The organism is Yersinia sp. 2545 StPb PI, from assembly GCF_052217125.1.
Classification (GTDB): Bacteria; Pseudomonadota; Gammaproteobacteria; order Enterobacterales; family Enterobacteriaceae; genus Yersinia; species Yersinia enterocolitica_E.
On the sequence record NZ_JAZGPY010000001.1, the window covers coordinates 4,542,517 to 4,560,818 of the forward strand.

The window sequence follows — 18,302 nt, forward strand, 5'->3', positions numbered from 1 at the left end:
GCTAAATCGCCGAGTATGCGGGTATTTTGCCACCATTCCACTGTGAATTTATACAGATTTATTGCAGGGGATTATAGCAATGCTGTCAGGGAAGCCAACTGAGAAATCTCAATATGTGGCAATAAGCGGCTATCACTGGCCGTCATCAGGTTCTGCTGACGGTCATTAATCCAGCAAGCCTGCATACCGCAACGTAGCGCACCGGCGACATCGGTGGTCAAATCATCACCCACATGCAGAATCTGTTTGAGTGGGATATCCAGATGGTTTGCCGCTTTATGGTACATATCGCGGAAAGGCTTGGCACGGCCATGGGGGCCGGAGCGCAGCACAAACTGGAAGTATCGATCCAGACCACAGGCTTTAGGGTCGGCATTACCATTGGTGATAGCCACCAGCGGATAATGCTCCGCCAGCGCGCTCAAAGTGTCATGGGTGGCCGCTGGCACATAAATACGGCTACGCCATAGGGCAAAGTTCTCCATGGCTGCATCAGCGCCACATTGCGCCTCAGACTTACTTAAGCCATGACGTATCAAGCCCAGTTCAATCGCATGCCAACGCCACTGGGTAACATCGTGATAGATGCCCGGGTCCTGCGCCAGCAATTCAGCGCGAAAACGGTGAAAATCAGCAGCCTGTAACTGCGCCAGATTGGGATGATACTGCTGTAAGAATGCCACCGACTCTTGTTCAGTGCGGGTAATCACTGGCCGATTATCATACAGGGTGTCATCCAAATCGAAGCTAATGGCGGAAATACTCTCGAGTGGGCGATAAAAATGCATCAGGATTTGCCTCGTTTGGCGCGTGGATGAGCAGCATCATACACTGTCGCCAGATGTTGAAAGTCGAGATGAGTATAAATTTGTGTGGTCGTCAGATTGGCGTGGCCCAGTAGCTCCTGCACCGCACGCAAATCACCACTGGATTCCAACATGTGAGTGGCGAAAGAGTGGCGCAATTTGTGTGGGTGAATATGGCTGCTGACACCTTGCTTTACACCCCATTCGGCAAAGCGTTTTTGCACATTGCGCGCTGAAATTCGCTTACCGGTATTGGCTAAAAAGATAGCATCGTCACCAGGTTCAAATAACTCGCGCAGTTCCAGCCAATGCTCTAACCAGGTCACTGCGGTCCTGCCAATCGGCACTTTACGCTCTTTACTGCCTTTCCCCATCACCCAGACTTCACCGCTGGCTAAATCTACGTGTTTGCAGTTCATGCCAACCAGTTCGGATAGACGCAAACCCGCGCCATACATCACTTCCAGCATCGCCCGATCACGGACTGCCAAGGGATCATTGAGGTCGATATCCAACAGTTTATCGACCTCATCGACATCAATATTTTTTGGCAGATGGCGGCCTGAACGCGGGGTACTCACCCCTTTTGCGGGGTTGGCCTGCAATACGCCCTGACTCACCAGCCAATCAAGAAAGCTGCGCAAAGCTGAGAGGCGCAGCGCAAGGCTTGAGGAATGTAAACCGGCACGTTTACTGCGAGAAACCAGTGACCGCACCTGAGCCGCGTCAAGCTGCTGCCAGTGCACCAGGCCCATTTGCTCGCCCATTTCCATCAGTGCCTGTAGCTGGCGTCGATAACTGGTAATAGTCAATGGACTGAGCTGACGCTCAACTTTGAGATAACGCAAGAAAGCCTCTACCTGCGGGGCAAGTGAGGCACTGAATTCGGTCATACCGGCTCTATCCAACGCTCCAGCAGGCTCGGCAATAACGTTGATAACTGATTCAGCATCACGGTACCCATGCCCTGCTGATAATGTTGCGTATCACGGCTGCTGAAGATAATGACACCTAGATCGCCATCTTTGCCCAGTAACGAGAGTGCGACCGACCCTACCTGCTTGGCCTGAGGCAATAACAACAGCAGTTCCGGCCCGTTCAAACCGCCCAGATAATGGTTATCGCTCCCCAAACGCTGAATGCGTAGTGGCTCGAAGGCGTGACGGGCAAGTGCCAAATGGGTGAAATCAGACGGCGCACCAATATGCCAGCGGTCACTGAATAAGCGCACATTAGCACCTGCCAAGCCGAAGTCGCGTGCCCAGCGCTGCAAGCGATTAAGCATATCTTGCAAGCTGCTGGCCGCAGCCAAATTGCTTTGTAGTTGCAGCAAGCGATTAAACAACACTTCATTCAAGCCCGCCTGCTCCATTAGCAAGGTGATCTCTTCTTCCAACTGACCAATCTGATTACGTTGTCGCCCTAGCTGCCACTCCACCAGCGAGACACTGCCGCGAACAGGATGAGGAATATGCATCTGTTCGACCAGACGGGCATTGCGGATAAAAAAGTCAGGGTTTTGCAATAAGTACTGCATGACAGCATCGTCGTCCAACTCGATGCCAGCTAACGCCTGCTCCTCATAACTTTTCATTTAACACCCGTTCCTATAGCCAACGTAATTGGAATTGCAGGTAGGCAGCCAGCAAGCGAATCCCGATGAACTTACTTAAGTAAGTGATTCGGGTGAGTGCGCGCAGCGAACAACCCTGCAGTTTCAAGTACGCAGGATATTATAAATGAATGAAGCCATCATATACATGTGTTGCCGGCCCGGTCATATACAGTGGGTGGCCCGGCCCTTTCCAACTGATATGCAAACTGCCGCCTGGCAGTTCAACATGAACCTCTTCAGCCAACAACTCTTGCTGGATCCCCACCGCCACTGCTGCACAAGCACCGCTACCACAGGCTTGCGTTTCGCCAGCACCACGCTCATACACCCGTAAGCGAATATGCTCGCGGCTAACCACCTGCATAAAACCAATATTAGCCCGTTCGGGGAAGCGTTCATGGCTTTCCAATACTGGACCCAGCAAGGCAACATTAGCAACCGAAACATCATCAACCTGCATCACACAGTGAGGATTGCCCATTGATACCACGCCGCACAACACCGTATGTTCCGCCGCGCGTAAAATGTAGGTTTTCTCTGCTTTAGTTGCTCTGAAAGGCACCGTTTGCGGGTCAAAATTGGGCTCGCCCATATTGACACAAACCAGCTCGTCTTCAGTAACACTCAATATCATGCGGCCAGTTTGGGTACTCACACTGATATCACGTTTATTGGTCAACCCTTTCAACCGAACAAACCGAGCAAAACAACGTGCACCATTGCCACACTGAGAAACTTCGCTGCCATCGGCATTAAAAATACGGTAGTGAAAATCCAGCTCAGGATCATAAGGCGGTTCAACCACCAGCATCTGATCAAAGCCCACGCCAGTGTGCCGGTCTGCTAATCGACGAATTAACTCCGGCGAAAAGTAAACATTTTGGGTAACTGCATCGACAACCATAAAGTCGTTGCCAAGACCGTGCATTTTGGAGAACTGCATTTCATACTCCGCTGACTTTCATTTACCGGCTAAATTTGGCACGGGCAAATTAAATACTGACTCAATCTGGCTGCGATAAAAATAATTACTGCGGCCCGGCAATAGATTTTGTCTGGTTGGTACCTGACAGGTCCTGCTGGTTTCGCTCTACCTGACCACTATCCGGTTGCGCGGTTTCTACTTTTGGTTTGTCAGCGGGTGGAAAATATAACGGGCCTTTCAAGCCACAACCCGCCAGTGCGAATACCATCATCGCCGCCAGCGGCCAACATAATTCTTTTTTCATTTTTAACGCCTGTAAATTGTTTTAGCACCTATTATACCCAAAGAATCTGGCGTTGCAGGTTGGCCGCAAACGAATCCCAATGCACTTACATCGGTAATTGATTCGGGTGAGTGCACACTGCTAACCCCTGCGGCTTCAAGTATGAAGGGTATAATCGCATTAATACTTGTGATTCATGCGTCCATGCTCTCTATAATCGCAGGTGGATCATGAAAAGCAATAGGAATTGAATATGAACGATAGCGAGTTTCATCAGTTAGCCGATCAATTGATGCTTTACATTGAAGAGACACTGGATGGTTTTAGCGGCGATAGTGATGTCGATTATGAAACTAATGGCGGAGTGATGACCCTGACATTCGAAAATGGCAGTAAGATTGTTATCAACCGCCAAGAGCCACTGCATCAGGTATGGTTGGCGACTAAAGCGGGTGGTTACCATTTCAATTATCGTGAAGGCCACTGGTATTGCTCACGCAGCGGCGAAGAATTCTTCGCCAAATTATCGCAAGCGGCTAGTGCGCAGGCAGGTGAAGAGGTGAGTTTTATCTAGGCGCATGCGGCTTCAAGGACACAGGTCATTCCCCAAAGTCATTGGAGTTGCAGGTAGGCAGCCAGCAAACGCATCCCGATGAGCTGACTCAAGTCAGTGCTTCGGGGGACAAATCTGTCGGGAGCAGATTTGAACGCTGCTTGCAGCGGCCTCAACGAGGCGAGGGCCACGGATGGGCCGAGTAACTAGCGCAGCTAACACCCCTGCGGCTTCAGGGACACAGGGGAAATTAATGTAACTGCAACTGCTGCGCAGGCTGGCTTGGCTCTTTGTCGACGATATATAGATGGGATAACGTGTTGCTGCGAAAAGGGATCACTTGGGTACGGCCATCTAATTGCACAATTTGGTAGAACTGCGGCAGGTTGAAGTTAATAAAGCTGGAGCCGTAGGTAAAACGATCGTGAGACGATGAATAAAAACGGCTGACATCTCGCACCAACTCCTCTTTACTGCCCTCACAGTGGTGATAAACCTCAACGCGGTTTGATTCATCCAAAATATAAATGTTAAAGCCTTTTTCATCTGCGGTGCCTTCGAAGAAGAACTGAATGATCCCTTCGCTGGCAAAACCGTCCACCACTGGCGGCAGATGAATTTGATCGGTTTCTACCTGAATCGATAACCCATGCAGTTTGTTATTAGAAATCGCACCGTAAAATTCGACCGCATTTTCCAATTTTTGAACGGAAACACTCAGGCGTTCAAAGAACAAACCCCAGGTCTGGCCGGAAACTCGTACCGCTTTAAAACGGCCCGGTTCCTGACGGGTACTGGATAAGCGCAACTCAATACACTCGGAAACCAACTGCTGAATGCGGGTACGAATCAAACCACGCAAATGCTGGCTGTAACAGAACACATCCACTGACTCCGGCGGAGCCGCATCCTGATGCATTTTGCCTAAAATGGTTTTCAATGCTTCCAACACTGCCTGCTCACCACTGAAATGCAAGGTTCGAACTTCATTCCAGGAGTTGCGATACAGCAAATCGATACTGCCCACCAGACACTGCTGCTGCTCGCCAAAACTGAATACATCCAGTTTACGGAAATCAAAATGCACCACCTGATTGCGGAAAGCCGCTGTCGGGTCATGCTCTAAATTGACGATAATCGCCAAATGGCGAATCTCACACGGGCTATAGAGTGCTTTAGGTGTCGGTGCAGGCAAGCGCAACGGGAAGTGGTGAGAGATATCCGTCACCAATTCTTGCAATTTCACCGTATCGCACAGATTGGCGCTTTTAATATGTAGCCGTGTCTTGCTGGTCAACAGGCCGTTGAAATAGGCCCAGGACACCAGTTTGTTCAGGTAACGGTTATATTCCAGCGGCTGGTGACTCACAATCGCATCCATAGAGGGCGCTTGATTATATAAGTACCAACCCGCGCGGTTAGCACGACCTGCCGGAACATGAATGAAAGTCAGATGTTCTTCCGATAAATCCGGTGAAATTTGCGGGTTAACCAGCGTCACTTTGCCAGGTAAAGCTTCAAATGCCGCGTACAGTTTACGGGTCAAAACGCCGATATCCTGCGGACTGGCACTGACACTCAGATTGTTGCGCCGCGCGAAACGGATCAAATTGCGATAACTCTGCATCATCGCATCCAACAGCTCGTTATGCGCTTCACGTACCCGCTCAATCTTCCAGTTAGCACGGTTATCCAGCACCGCCAAACTCTCGTCACTCCAACCCCATTCACTGACCAGTTGGCTGAGGATTTCACGCCGCCAGCCGACACTCGCCGGGCTACGGGACAGTTTTTCGCACACTTTCAGATAGAAACAACGCCGCACCAAATTCAGACGGGTGGTGTCATTGATTTGGGTCAGATAGCGAGTGACGCGATCAAGCATCATGCAATAAGCATCAAGACCGAAGGCCACAATTTCACCGGCATGCAGGCGCTGTTTGATCTCCATCGCCAGCAATTGAGAATTGGGGTATTCCCACGAATACGCTTCCAGCAATAAGGTTTTCAGCACCGCCTTATAGGGCGAATCGATACTTTTATACAATTGCCACAAACTGGCACCGAAATACTCTTCGGCTGACAGGGTGCTCAAACCGCCCAAATCCAGCCACTCATTCGGTGTTAATACGCCCTGCGCATAGAGCGACAGTACGTAATCGTCATAATTATTTTCTTCTTCAACCGGAACCATATTCCACAGAATACGTTTCCCTGCCAGACGAACCGCGCTGCGGTAAAACTCATCCAGCAATAATATGTGTTGGGTTGAACCACAATCTTCGCCCCCCAAGCTGCCACTGGCATTATGGCGGAAACGGTTTTCATCTATCAGGAAGAAGCTGACTTCAACACCCATTGATGCAGCCCATTTTTCCAGCAAACTGCATTTTTGTTGCAAGCGGTTACGCTCTTCAGAATCGAGCCAGGCCTGATGGCACACCCAAACATCAAGATCTGAAGTATGGCATTGCCCAATAGAGGAAGTGCTACCCATAGAATAGACGCCGGTAATCGGCAGTTCGCCGCCGACACTCTGTTGCAAAGGTTCGCCCCACTTGGCTTCAACCTCAGACAGATAATCCTGTTGCGTTTCATTGGACGTAAAAAGGCAGACGCCATGGGGAACGTTACCATCAAGGTAACCCGGCATCAGTGGATGATGATGATGTAGTAGGGTCGGTAGCAGACTGTAGACCTTTTGGAAGGCTGGCCCCATAGCCGCCAAGGCGCGATCGACTCGTAATTGGTTGATCGCATCCAGTCGCTGTTTCAGTGTCTCGATGTAGAGGTACAAGACGTCTCGCCTGGTTATTCCGGTGCTTAGAATTGTTCCGGTGCTTAGAAAAAAACCCGCGTCCCAGATTCGTTTATTACTTTTTTTGACTTTCAGCGAAAAATGTACTTTTTGTTGTACTGACCAAAAAACATTTTGTTTGAAGACATTTTGTTTGAATAACAATTAACGAATTATTGCTGGAAACGTGATCAATCTAACACCTTGCCGATTGACCGTAAAGCTATCCCTACAATTGTAATGTCTATCTATCCCTTTCTTAGCTGACATTCACAGGTAGCTTGGCTGATAACGACGCCGTGGTATTAAGGAAGAAGTTATCCCGCCATGTATTTGTTACAATAGCTGCTTTCTTGTGCTCTTATCCGTCGTCTTTATGTGGCTATCGCACTGACAGCATTCACTGGTCAATGATAGGATGGGCCGCAAAATATAAAACGGTAACAAGCAATGTTAGACAAAATTATTCGAATTGCCACGCGACAAAGCCCGCTCGCCTTATGGCAAGCACATTATGTTCAACATTTACTGCAAGCCAATCACCCCGGCTTGCAGGTTGAGTTGGTCCCAATGGTTACCCGTGGGGACATCATTCTGGATACCCCACTGGCAAAAGTCGGTGGTAAAGGCTTGTTCGTCAAAGAGTTAGAGCTGGCCCTACTGGAAGACCGTGCGGATATCGCAGTCCACTCCATGAAAGATGTGCCTATCGCCTTCCCTGAGAGCTTGGGTCTGGTCACCATTTGTGAACGCGATGATCCGCGTGATGCTTTTGTATCGCCACATTTTGCTCATCTCGATGATTTACCTGCGGGCAGCATCGTCGGCACCTCCAGCTTGCGTCGCCAGTGCCAATTGCGCGAGCGTCGCCCGGACCTGATTATCCGCGACCTGCGGGGTAATGTAGGCACTCGCCTTGCCAAGCTTGATAACGGCGATTACCACGCGATTATACTGGCGGTTGCGGGCCTCAATCGCCTGGGATTGGCATCGCGGATTCGCTACGCCATGCCCGCCGAGGAGTCGTTACCGGCTGTCGGTCAGGGTGCAGTTGGCATTGAATGCCGCCTGGATGACGATTTTACCCGCCAACTGCTGGCACCACTCAATCATCGTGCAACCGAGCTGCGAGTGTGTGCCGAGCGAGCCATGAACACCCGTCTCGAAGGAGGCTGTCAGGTGCCGATCGGCAGCTATGCTGAGTTAGAAGGCAACACGCTGTGGCTCCGTGGATTAGTCGGTGCGCCGGATGGTAGTGAGATCATTCGCGGTGAGCGCCGTGGCCCTGCTGAGAATGCAGAGCAAATGGGGATTGAGCTGGCCGATGAGTTACTATCACGTGGTGCGCGCGCAATATTGGCCAATGTTTATCAGGATAACCCCCCACTATGACCATTTTGGTAACCCGTCCATCTCCTGCTGGAGAGCAGTTAGTCAGTCGCCTGCGTGCGCTGGGCCGGGTTGCCTATCATGCGCCATTGATTGATTTCTCTCCGGGGATAGACCTGCCTAAACTACCGGCATTGCTCCAAGATATGCAAGCTGGCGATCTGGTATTTGCGTTATCACAGAATGCTATCCGCTACGCTAACCCACTGTTAAAAAGAAATAACCTGTTATGGCCAGCACAGTTATCTTATTATGCTATTGGCCGTACCACCGCATTGGCATTGCATACTGCCAGCCGTTTGCATGTCACCTTCCCCCCGATGGGGGAGACCAGCGAGATGCTGTTATCATTACCAGACCTGCAAACACTGTCCGGTAAAAAGGTGCTGTTACTGCGCGGTAACGGCGGGCGGGAACTGCTAGGCGAAAGCCTGGCACAGCGAGGAGCGGCAATTACCTACTGTGAATGTTATCAACGCAGCCCCATCTTTTATGATGGCAGTGAGCAAAGTGCGCATTGGCAACGTGCGGGGGTCAATATTCTGGTAGTGACTAGCGGCGAAATGTTACAACAGATCTATACTTTAGTTCCTGATTACTATCGTTCTTCGTGGCTGCTACGCTGCCGCCTGGTTGTAGTGAGTGAGCGTTTGGCTGCCCTGGCCGCCCAAATGGGCTGGCGTGATACCCGGGTGGCAGAAAATGCGGATAATGACGCGCTGATCCGCGCGCTACAAGACTTTCAATAAACCTGAAACCTGACTATGGGATGCCCAATATGACGGAACAAAATACCCCATCCGCACCAGTGGAAGAGACAACCACTGCGGTTGAGAGGCACCAACAGCCAGAACCTGAAGGCCGCCGGGAGAAACGAACCGGCCCAATTCTGGGTGCCATTGCTATTGCATTGGCTATCGCGCTGGGTGCCGGGCTTTATTATCACGGACAGCAGCAGGCTCAGTTACAAGATGTGGCGAATATCGCGCTACAAGAACAGTTGGCTGAACTAAAACAGAGCCAATTGCAGGAAAAACAGCAGCTTGAGTCATTACTACAACAGCAAGGCAAAGCGCTGGAAGCAGCAGATCGTCAGCAAACCTCGCTGATCCGCCAACTTAATGAATTACAGGAAAAAGTCGCTACTATTTCGGGTAGCGATGCCAAAACATGGCTACTGGCCCAGGCGGATTTTCTGGTGAAAATGGCGGGGCGCAAACTGTGGAGTGATCAGGATGTCGCCACCGCAGCGACTTTACTGAAAAGTGCCGATGCCAGTCTGGCTGACATGAATGACCCAAGTCTTATCGACGTACGCCGCGCACTCACCGAGGACATCAGTACCCTTTCGGCGGTAAGCCAGGTGGATTTTGACGGCATTATCCTCAAACTGAATCAGCTGTCGAATCAGGTGGATAATCTACGTTTGGCTGATAATAATACCGATGATTCGCCGATGGATGCCGATAGCGATGAGCTGTCCAGTTCATTAGCCGAATGGCGTCAGAATCTGACCAAAAGCTGGCACAGCTTTATGTCTGATTTTATTACTATCCGCCGCCGTGATAGTAGCGCAGAGCCACTGCTGGCACCGAATCAGGATGTTTATTTACGTGAGAATATTCGCTCCCGCTTGCTGGTCGCGGCTCAGGCAGTCCCTCGCCATCAAGACGAAGTGTACAAACAGTCACTGGAGACTATCTCCACTTGGGTTCGCGCTTATTTCGATGTGAATGACCCGAGCACCAAAGCTTTTCTGGATGAGCTAGAGAGCCTGAGTCAACAGTCAATCTCAATGGACGTACCTGATCAATTGAAGAGCCAGCCAATGCTGGAAAAATTGATGCAAACCCGGGTTCGTAACTTACTGGCACAACCGCCAGTTGCCGCTCAGGGGGAATAAGTATGCTGCGAGTTTTACTGTTATTCCTTATCCTGACCGCTGGCATCGTCCTCGGCCCCATGTTGGCTGGGCACCAAGGCTATGTATTGATTCAAACTGACAACTATAACGTTGAGACCAGCGTGACCGGTCTGGTGATTATATTGGTGCTGGTATTGGTCGCGTTCCTTATCATTGAATGGATACTGCGCCGTATTTTCCGCACCGGTGCCCGTACCCGTGGTTGGTTTATGGGCCGCAAACGCACCCGCGCTCGTAAGCAAACCAAAGCTGCATTGATCAAACTAGCCGAAGGGGATTTCAAGCAGGTTGAAAAGTTGCTCACCCGTAATGCCGATCATGCTGAACAACCGATGGTGAACTACCTGCTGGCTGCGGAAGCTGCCCAACAGCGTGGCGATGAATTCCGTACCAATCAATATCTGGAACGAGCAGCAGAAGTTGCTGATACAGATCAGTTGCCGGTAGATATCACCCGAGTGCGCATTCAACTGGCGCAAGGCCACGTTCATGCGGCCCGCCATGGGGTGGATCGTTTATTGGATCAAGCTCCACGTCACCCAGAAGTGCTGCGTCTGGCTGAACAGGCTTTCCTGCGTACCGGTGCTTACAGTTCATTGCTGGAAATTTTACCCGCGATAAGCAAAGTGCAGGTCCATACGCCAGAAGAAATCGCCGCATTGGAGCAGCAAGCTTATATTGGCATGATGAATCAATGTATGGCGGAAGAAGGCAGTGATGGTCTGAAACGCTGGTGGAAAGATCAAAGCCGTAAAGTCCGCAATGAGATCCCGCTGCAAGTCGCACTGGCAGAACATCTAATTGAGTGTGACGATCATGATGTCGCCCAGCAAATCATTCTGGATGGCCTGAAGCGTCAGTATGATGAGCGCTTAGTACTCCTGATCCCACGCTTAAAATCAGGTAACCCAGAGCCGCTGGAGAAAGCATTGCGCCAGCACATCAAGCAGCATGGCGCGACCCCGCTACTTAATAGCACCTTGGGCCAACTCATGCTAAAACACGGTGAATGGGAGAAGGCCCACGAAGCCTTTAAAGCAGCGCTTGAGCAGCGTCCAGACGGTTATGACTATGCATGGCTAGCTGATGCCCTGGATAAACTGCATCGCCCTGAAGATGCAGCGCAGGCGCGTCGTGAGGGGTTACTGTTGACCTTGCGGCAGAATGGTGAATCGCTCTGACCATTAGCAAAACAGCAATCTAAAGGCTCCTACGGGGCCTTTTTTCTGCTCCTGATTCGGGGGACAAATCTGTCGGGAGTAGATTTGAACGCTGCTTGCAGCGGCCTCAACGAAGCGAGGCCCACGGATGGGCCGAGTAACTAGCGCAGCTAACAACCCCGCGGCTTCAAGTAGCAAAGAATACCCAAAGTAATTGGAGTTGCAGGTAGGCAGCCAGCAAACGCATCCCGATGAGCTTACTCAGGTAAGTGATTCGGGTAAGTGTGCGCAGCTAACAACCCTGCAGCTTCAAGTACGAAGGGTATGCAAAAAAAAACGCTTGCCGGAAAGGCAAGCGTCTAAAATTTTCAGGTCTACAGACAACAATGTCGGCGCCTCACTCAACGTTATGCCCGGTATGTGATGAAGATATTCGACATCGTTTACATGGACAATAGGCACCCTAAAATCGGCTCTGCATCATCTCTGGGTTTATGAAGCTAATTTGGCTATAAACACCACGCTATCATAATAAGTGAGATGAGCATCTACAGGGTAGATATTGCACTTAGCGTGCCAACTCCATCTAACCGAGAGCAATTTCATCTAATTACCCGCAAGTAAGCGTTTAATTGACTGATAAATAATAAATTTATTTTCATCCTAATAGATGATGCGATACAACGCACCAGCCATCGCGCGACCAATACTGTCTAAGTGATCTGTCGCTACAAAACGACGTTATAACTCATCATTGTTTTTCTTTATGTTTATCATAATCTTATATGTCTCTGTTTGGAGACAAAGCCTCTGCCTTTTGTCGCAAAAAACCAACACCTATTCTTTTACCTGATAAATCACCAGTCTGGTCACCCTATAGGACTAATTTGATCAAAGGGTGCCAACAAAGGTTCTAATACAAGGAGGACAGACTGTGAGGTCGGATTAGCGACCGTCAATACAACAGGATGAAAAGAGAGGGCTATGATGGGGAATCGATATTATACCGACGAAAAAAAACCCCGCATTGCGGGGTTTCTTCTGAAATTGGTCGGCGAGAGAGGATTCGAACCTCCGACCCACTGGTCCCAAACCAGTTGCGCTACCAAGCTGCGCTACTCGCCGATTTCTTACTGTTGACTCTACATGGTCTTTCGACCTATGTCCATGTAAATATTAATGAATATCTACATGTTTGTGTGGTGCGAAGGGAGGGACTTGAACCCTCACGTCCGTAAGGACACTAACACCTGAAGCTAGCGCGTCTACCAATTCCGCCACCATCGCATGTTCCACAAAATTTGGGGTGGCTAATGGGGCTCGAACCCACGACAACTGGAATCACAATCCAGGGCTCTACCAACTGAGCTATAGCCACCATAACTTCTTTACAGCTTACTTCGTCGTACGCGGCAATCTTACCACCGCAGCTCTTGCACACAAAATTAATGGTGCGCCCGACAGGATTCGAACCTGAGACCTCTGCCTCCGGAGGGCAGCGCTCTATCCAGCTGAGCTACGGGCGCTTAGCGCCGTTGCGGGTGAGGATACTACGGTTTTAATACTTGGCTGTCTAGTGCTTTTTTAGAAGAAATGGTGTGTTTGCTTACGCTTTGCACACTCTGCCGCAAAAGTTAGCCATTAATAGCCCCCCCTTGCCTTGTTCGCTGGTTTTATAGACGTTTTATCCCCTTCATACTTGAAGCCGCAAGGATGTTCACTGCTCTCGGTACCCGACCCTTCCATGGACCGGGCCTCTACAAGACTACTTACTGCAAACAGCATTCAAATCGGTTCCCAGCAGATTCGTCATTCGCTTGCGGCCTACCTACAACGCCAATTACTTTGGAGATGTTTCAGCAACGTTGTGTTTATGCATTCTCAGTCCGAAATAACATGCCGACACCAATCCAAGGAAAATCACCCCGACTAACAAAGATAAACGGGTATCAGGGTTAATCCCCATCCCGACCAGTACACATATCAAGAAAGCGATAGTTAGATAGTTTACATACGGGAACATGATGGATTTAAACGGATGCTGCTTTAACGCTTCTTTATGTACCTGGCGGAAACGCAGCTGGCTAACGAGGACCACAAACCACGGCACCATGCCCGGTAATACACTGGCACTGTAAACATAGACAAACACCTGCTGTGGATTTGGAATAATGTAATTAAGGCTTGACCCCACCAGCAGACACAGAATCGTCACCGCAATACAGTAAACTGGCACACCGCTGGCCGACAGCTTAGTCAGGCAGGCAGGTAACTGGCGATTTTTCGCCAGTGCATACAACATACGCCCGCCGCTATACATACCACTGTTACAGCCTGACAGTGCCGCAGTCAGCACCACGAAGTTAATAATACCCGCAGCTGAAACTATCCCAATCTTGGCAAATGTCAGGACAAACGGGCTGCCTTCCGTGCCGATACCATTCCACGGGAAGATAGTGACAATGACAAATATCGCGCCAACATAGAAAATCAGGATGCGCCATAAAATATTATTAATGGCTCGCTTTAATGTCACTTGCGGGTTTTTAGCCTCACCGGCGGTGATACCCACCAGCTCAACCCCCTGATAGGACGCCACCACAATACACAAAGCAAACATGAACCCTTTCCACCCGCCGGCAAAAAAGCCGCCATGGGCTGTCAGGTTATCAAAACCAATCGCTTGTCCGTGATTACCAAAACCGAAGAAGATAACCCCCAACCCCACCAGAATCATCACAATGATGGTGGTAACCTTGATCATCGCGAACCAGAACTCCAGCTCACCATATAATCTGACCGCCGCCAGATTAGCCAGCGCCACTATGGCCACCCCGGCAATCGCAGGTAGCCATTGTGGAATTTCTGGGAACCAAAACTGAACGTATACCCCAATCGCGGTAATTTCTGATATCCCTACCGCTATCCACATAAACCAATAACCCCAAGCCGTTAGATAGCCGAAATAGGGGCTAAGATACTTATGGGCATAGACGGCAAAGGAGCCGGCAACCGGCTCCAGATAAAGCATTTCGCCCATGGCCCGCATAATAAAGAATACAAATAAGCCAGCAATGATATAAGCCAGCAATACCGAAGGCCCGGCCCATTTTAGGGTGCTGGCGGACCCCATAAACAACCCGACGCCAATTGTCCCACCTAACGCTATCAGTTCGATATGCCGGGCTTCCAACCCACGGTGTAATCCTTTTTTCTCTTCGTTATCTGCCATATATCCTCTGTGAACTGATGATGTGTCTGCTCCGGCTTTCCCGGTTGTTTTTATTAATTAATCTATTGTTTTTATTAAAAATAGACGTTTTTCACACAAAAAAATCTAACGACTGCACCAACGTGTTCAGCCTAATGATGACTACTTTAATTTATGCAAGTTAACGAATAGGGAAACCACCCACAATAAAAGGCGATTATGAGCACATAACCCTAACCGGCCGGTATCCTTCCGTATCTGGGTCAGATTAGCAAACAGGAAACTAAAACTTTATGGAATAAAAATTAAAGAATCGATTCCAAAATGGAATTAAGGCGTGATGATATTGGTAGAAGGAATAAATGCGAGAGGTTTTATAACAGCAGGGTTGGTGAAACCCTGCCCAAAAGACAATATTACAGACGGCCGCTGTAATAATAACCAACAAACTTAAGCAACTTGAACTGACGCCGGATACGACTTGGTTGCGCCAGCAGGCGATAAAGCCACTCCAGCCCCATGTTCTGCCATATCTTAGGTGCACGTTTGACATGACCGGTAAAGACGTCATAGGTGCCACCAACGCCCATATACAGTGCATCGGGATAGAACTTACGGCAGTCACGCATAAACATTTCCTGTTTAGGCGATCCCATGGCGACAGTCACTATCGCCGCGCCACTAGCCGCTATTCTCGCAAACAGGGCTTCGCGCTGCTCTGGTGTAAAATAGCCATCCTGGCTACCCACCAGATTCACATTCCATTGCGCGCGTAATTTAGCTTCAGTTTCTGCCAACACGTTAGGTTTACCGCCCACCAAAAAGACCGGCGTCCCTTGCTGCCCGGCACGCTGCATGAGTGCTTCCCACAAATCTGCACCCGCTACCCGTGACAGCTTCGCCTGTGGGTATTTACGACGAATCGCACGCACCATACTGATACCGTCGGCATACAGATATTCAGCCTCGGTGATCAACTCACGCAACGCCGCATCATCCTCAGCTTTGAGCAGTTTCTCTGCGTTCATTGCCACCAGCGTTCCGGTCTTCACCGGGCCGCTGCTTAGCAAATGATCCAGCGTTTGAGCCATATCACGAAAGCCCCAAATCTCGAAACCACGGACATTATATTTTGGAATAACAGTATTCGGTTCCATTACGATCCTTACAGTTGGCGGCCCGTTTCAGGAGTGGATGAACGCTTCGGCTTGTTAACCCGACGCTGTAACTGTTGCGTTATCAAACCCGCGGTATCGAACAACCAATACAACAATTTTGCCAGTACCAGACAGGCACCAAAAATCACGCAGAAAAACACCACGCGTGACACAAACGAATCTAATCCTTCCCGTGCCAATACAATGATGTTAAATACCGCACCAAAACAGAAACTTTGCAGAATTGCCGCTTTATAACGGTTGTTTTCTGCTTTGCCTTGTTCGTAGAGCCAATCGAACCATTTAATGATTAATCCTACGACAATAGCACCCAGTGGAATAAACAGCACCCCGCCCATTACCACCAAAGAACCGATCAGGGTTGGAGAGATAGCCAGCCCGGAGTGATTATCCAGCACATCCCAAGTAAAGTAATTGGCGGTATTAAGTACCAAGTCTGGACGCTCCGGCCAAAGCGAACTGGGAATAAAGACATAAAAATCACGAATAATCGGTGCCAGCCCTTGGAAATCTATTTTGTCGTAGTTTTGTAGCAGCAGCCCTAGGTTTTCCCACGGCGAGAAGGTATCCCGTGTCAGGTAGAGGAAAGTGTAAAACGCCTCTGCGCCGTTCACATCCAAACCATAGCGTTTCAGGGCCAGCCAGAACATACCAACAATCCCAAAGACACCTGCCGCAGCCAACATCCACAAGGTTATCCAACCGCGAACGATACCGATAAACAGGAATAATGAGAACGCGATAATGATATTAGCGCGGGTACCGCCGACGATAACATAGGTCAGGATGCCAAACGCCACCGTGCTTGCCAGGAAGAAAAACCAGGCGCGCATATCTTGTTTCAAGAAATAGACCACCAACATCGCCGGGATAAAGAAGTAGAAAAAGCGCTTCAGTGCCACACCCGAAACATCACTGGAGAAGATTTTGCTGTAGGAATCGAGCTTAAACAACAGGAAACCATTTTGCATAAAGAAGATGCCGACAGTGCCAATAGCCACCAGTGCCAACAGTATCCAGGTCAGATTAGTTTCCACCCGATTCATGGTGAATACCGGCGCCCGTGGCTGGCTGCGCGGCTTAGTCAGGCGTGTTTTGTAACTCACATAATAAATGCCATAAAAGGCCGTGGCCGACAGCATTGCATACAATAAGTACTCAACCGGCACCACCGCGACCCCGAACTGAAACACCAGCATACAAGTCAATGGGAAGCCAAAATAGAAAGTCAGCAGGTAAAGCATTGAAAACAGCACATTGAAGTTAAAACGAACCCGCCGAAACTCCTGATAGGTTAATGTCAGGATAAAAATAACTGCCATCAGATAGACGCAGAAAAGACCACCAAATTGCCCCAGCGTCATGGGTGTTCTCCTGCGGCCAACGCCAGCGCCTGCTGCCAACCTTCGATATAATTTGGATTAAAGAAAGCGATAGATTGCTTATCCAGCCCGGCTAATTGGCGTTGTGCCTCACGGATCAACGGCTCATCCAATGAGTCACCATAGAAAAGTACCGGAATATGCTGCTCAGCCAAGTCTTGCCAGAAAGGGTTTTTGCGACTCAAGACAAAAGGCACACCAAATTGCGTTAATAAACATAAGGTGCCGATACCTTGCTGCCGATTAAAAATAAAATAGCCCAAATCGCATTCACGCAGGATATTCAGATAATCATCGAACGGGATCTGTTCTGTCAGGAGACGCAGATTTTCTGCGGCAAACAGCGCCAGCCCAGCTTGCCTGACCTGCTCGATATACAGCTCATTATTAGCCGGATACCCCATCGGCAGAATAACCCGGGCATCAGGGCCAAATTGCTGATGAATGGCCTGCAACGCCTCGATATGACGATTGGTGGTATCACCAGAGTTCCCCACCAGAATAGTCATCGGGCCAGCTAACGACTTTTCGATGTTAACCCCCGTCAATGCCGGATCCATACGGGTTGGGAAATAGAGCAACGATGCGGGCACCCGAGGATGACGCTGCTGAAAATGGATTAAGTCGCCACGGGTCGCAAAAACATGACCAACCCGCCCTTGAGCAATACGGCGCAATAGGTAAAACAGGCGAAACTTCCAGCTTTTGGCATCTTCATATAAATCAGCGCCCCAAATATGCCAGTAAACCTGGCGTGGCTTGATTTTGCCACTCAGTAGGGCCAGCCACAGGGTGGCATTAAACTGACCATGCCAGAAGAAGCGCGTGCTGCGATCAGCTTGTGCACGGGCGATAACCGCCTCAGCCAAAGCTTTCTTGCTGCTGTGCGTTTCGATATCCAACTGAGGGAATGACGAAAAGGGTGCTGTCTCTTTTGCCGCGACCATAAAATGCCGCACCTGTTCTATCGGCGCACGCGTCGCCAGCACGTCATTAAAGAAGCGCAGCACAGTCAGATTATGGTGCGGGATATCAGATCCCAGTACATGAATCAGGGTTGTCATTTTTTTCTACTGTAA

General features: G+C 49.7%; 15 protein-coding genes and 4 tRNA genes. 5 read left to right on the forward strand and 14 right to left on the reverse strand.

Annotation, left to right across the window (positions count from 1 at the left end; genetic code table 11):
* Positions 1 to 71: 71 nt before the first annotated feature.
* From yigB to lptM, 5 genes are all read right to left on the reverse strand, one after another.
* A complete protein-coding gene (yigB, locus tag V1955_RS21080) occupies positions 72 to 788 on the reverse strand; it encodes a 5-amino-6-(5-phospho-D-ribitylamino)uracil phosphatase YigB (RefSeq protein WP_083161913.1) in 717 nt (238 codons plus the stop codon).
* On the reverse strand, positions 788 to 1,699 hold the full coding sequence (gene xerC, locus V1955_RS21085) for a tyrosine recombinase XerC (RefSeq protein WP_372569756.1): 912 nt from the start codon (positions 1,697 to 1,699) through the stop codon (positions 788 to 790). Before xerC ends, yigB begins: the two co-directional genes overlap by 1 nt.
* Positions 1,696 to 2,400 carry a DUF484 domain-containing protein gene (locus tag V1955_RS21090; protein WP_083161909.1) on the reverse strand — a complete coding sequence of 235 codons (705 nt, stop codon included), beginning with the start codon at positions 2,398 to 2,400 and terminating at the stop codon, positions 1,696 to 1,698. The genes xerC and V1955_RS21090 overlap by 4 nt, the downstream gene beginning before the upstream one ends.
* A 139-nt stretch (positions 2,401 to 2,539) precedes the next feature.
* Positions 2,540 to 3,364: a diaminopimelate epimerase gene (gene dapF / locus V1955_RS21095; protein ID WP_372569757.1), complete on the reverse strand. Its 825-nt coding sequence runs from the start codon at positions 3,362 to 3,364 to the stop codon at positions 2,540 to 2,542.
* Positions 3,365 to 3,449: 85 nt separating this feature from the next.
* Entirely contained in the window at positions 3,450 to 3,650 is a 201-nt protein-coding gene (lptM, locus tag V1955_RS21100) for an LPS translocon maturation chaperone LptM (protein WP_083161905.1), read from the reverse strand.
* A 232-nt stretch (positions 3,651 to 3,882) separates the two neighbouring features.
* Between lptM and cyaY the strand changes: the two genes are divergently transcribed.
* A complete protein-coding gene (gene cyaY / locus V1955_RS21105; RefSeq protein WP_083161903.1) occupies positions 3,883 to 4,203 on the forward strand; it encodes an iron donor protein CyaY in 321 nt (106 codons plus the stop codon).
* Positions 4,204 to 4,432: 229 nt separating this feature from the next.
* On the opposite strand, the gene V1955_RS21110 is transcribed toward cyaY, so the two are convergent.
* Entirely contained in the window at positions 4,433 to 6,979 is a 2,547-nt protein-coding gene (locus V1955_RS21110; RefSeq protein WP_083161901.1) for a class I adenylate cyclase, read from the reverse strand.
* 450 nt (positions 6,980 to 7,429) lie between these two features.
* On the opposite strand from V1955_RS21110, the gene hemC reads away from it, so the two are divergent.
* The 4 genes from hemC to hemY are packed head-to-tail and all read left to right on the forward strand — an operon-like array spanning position 7,430 to position 11,473.
* On the forward strand, positions 7,430 to 8,371 hold the full coding sequence (gene hemC / locus V1955_RS21115) for a hydroxymethylbilane synthase (protein WP_442821368.1): 942 nt from the start codon (positions 7,430 to 7,432) through the stop codon (positions 8,369 to 8,371).
* Positions 8,368 to 9,117 (forward strand): uroporphyrinogen-III synthase, encoded by a 750-nt coding sequence (gene hemD, locus V1955_RS21120; RefSeq protein ID WP_083161896.1) that lies wholly within the window; start codon positions 8,368 to 8,370, stop codon positions 9,115 to 9,117. The genes hemC and hemD overlap by 4 nt, the downstream gene beginning before the upstream one ends.
* Positions 9,118 to 9,146: 29 nt before the next feature.
* A complete protein-coding gene (gene hemX / locus V1955_RS21125) occupies positions 9,147 to 10,271 on the forward strand; it encodes a uroporphyrinogen-III C-methyltransferase (protein ID WP_083161894.1) in 1,125 nt (374 codons plus the stop codon).
* Between the two features lie 2 nt (positions 10,272 to 10,273).
* Positions 10,274 to 11,473 carry a protoheme IX biogenesis protein HemY gene (gene hemY / locus V1955_RS21130; RefSeq protein WP_372569760.1) on the forward strand — a complete coding sequence of 400 codons (1,200 nt, stop codon included), beginning with the start codon at positions 10,274 to 10,276 and terminating at the stop codon, positions 11,471 to 11,473.
* Between the two features lie 1,027 nt (positions 11,474 to 12,500).
* Here the strand turns inward: hemY and V1955_RS21135 are convergent.
* The 8 genes from V1955_RS21135 to V1955_RS21170 form a co-directional block, all read right to left on the reverse strand.
* Positions 12,501 to 12,577: transfer RNA gene (locus V1955_RS21135), tRNA-Pro, on the reverse strand.
* Positions 12,578 to 12,652: 75 nt separating this feature from the next.
* Positions 12,653 to 12,739: transfer RNA gene (locus tag V1955_RS21140), tRNA-Leu, on the reverse strand.
* Positions 12,740 to 12,754: 15 nt separating this feature from the next.
* A tRNA-His gene (locus V1955_RS21145) sits at positions 12,755 to 12,830 on the reverse strand.
* A 71-nt stretch (positions 12,831 to 12,901) separates the two neighbouring features.
* Positions 12,902 to 12,978, reverse strand: a tRNA-Arg gene (locus tag V1955_RS21150).
* 314 nt (positions 12,979 to 13,292) lie between these two features.
* A complete protein-coding gene (thrP, locus tag V1955_RS21155) occupies positions 13,293 to 14,684 on the reverse strand; it encodes a bifunctional threonine/serine APC transporter ThrP (RefSeq protein ID WP_083161890.1) in 1,392 nt (463 codons plus the stop codon).
* Positions 14,685 to 15,079: 395 nt separating this feature from the next.
* Complete coding sequence (gene wecG, locus V1955_RS21160; protein WP_420073279.1) at positions 15,080 to 15,820, reverse strand: lipopolysaccharide N-acetylmannosaminouronosyltransferase; 741 nt, start codon at positions 15,818 to 15,820, stop codon at positions 15,080 to 15,082.
* An 8-nt stretch (positions 15,821 to 15,828) separates the two neighbouring features.
* Entirely contained in the window at positions 15,829 to 17,205 is a 1,377-nt protein-coding gene (gene wzyE, locus V1955_RS21165; RefSeq protein WP_083161886.1) for an ECA oligosaccharide polymerase, read from the reverse strand.
* A complete protein-coding gene (locus V1955_RS21170) occupies positions 17,202 to 18,287 on the reverse strand; it encodes a TDP-N-acetylfucosamine:lipid II N-acetylfucosaminyltransferase (RefSeq protein ID WP_083161884.1) in 1,086 nt (361 codons plus the stop codon). Before V1955_RS21170 ends, wzyE begins: the two co-directional genes overlap by 4 nt.
* Between the last annotated feature and the right edge of the window lie 15 nt (positions 18,288 to 18,302).